Origin of the sequence: Piscicoccus intestinalis NBRC 104926, assembly GCF_001515525.1 — a bacterium.
Classification (GTDB): domain Bacteria; phylum Actinomycetota; class Actinomycetes; order Actinomycetales; family Dermatophilaceae; genus Kineosphaera; species Kineosphaera intestinalis.
The window spans coordinates 1-893 of sequence record NZ_BCNQ01000313.1; the positions used below are offsets into that span (position 1 = coordinate 1).

1 protein-coding gene is annotated in these 893 nt (G+C 73.8%); it reads left to right on the forward strand.

The window, feature by feature from the left end; translation table 11 throughout:
* On the forward strand, positions 1-867 hold an 867-nt coding region (locus tag PINTE_RS21440), incomplete at its 5' end, for an ABC transporter permease (protein ID WP_068434637.1).
* Positions 868-893: the final 26 nt, after the last annotated feature.

Consider the following 893-nt stretch of genomic DNA (forward strand, 5'->3'; position numbering starts at 1 on the left):
CTGCACCGCGACGGCGGCGCGTGGGTGCTCACCGGGCAGGACGAGCCCGGACCGCTGCTGGCCGCCGGGCTCGGTGCGGCGGTGCGCGACCACGTCATGGCCGCCAACGCCACCGCGGCCGGCACGTCGATGGCGACGCTCGAGGCCGGCTCGCGACTGTCGGTGCGGGCCGTCTCCGACGGGGGCGGCGGCGAGGCGCAGGCGGTGAACCGGATCGCGGGGGCGGTCTTCGCGATGCTCTTCTACATCGCCTCCGTGATGTTCGGCATGGCGATCGCCAGCAGCGTCGTGGAGGAGAAGCAGTCGCGGATCGTCGAGATCCTCGCCACCGCGATCCCGCTGCGGCAGCTGCTCGTCGGCAAGGTGCTCGGCAACGCGGCGCTGGCCATGGGCCAACTCGTGCTGTTCGTCGGGGTGGCGCTCGTCGGAGTCAGCTTCACCGACTCCGGGGCGATGCTGCCGGGGCTGCTCGGACCGTCGGCGTGGTTCCTCGTGTTCTTCGCGGTCGGCTTCATGGCGCTGGCCTGCGTGTGGGCCGTGTGCGGGTCGCTCGCCAGCCGCACCGAAGACCTGCAGGCCACGACCATGCCGATGACGATGCTGCTCGTCGGGCTGCTGCTGCTCGGCCTCATGGGCAGCGGCACCACGCAGGTGATCGCCTCGTACGTGCCGATCGCCTCGGTCGTCACGATGCCGGCGCGGCTGCTCGCGGGCACCGCCGCCTGGTGGGAGCCGGTGCTGTCGCTGGCCCTGACCCTCGCCGCCGCGGCGGCGCTCATCGCGATCGCCGGACGCATCTACCGGCGCAGCCTGCTGCAGACCGGCGGTCGCCTGTCGCTGCGGCAGGCCCTGCGGGTGCAGGAGTAGCCGCGCGCCCCGGCCGCGCCCCGCGC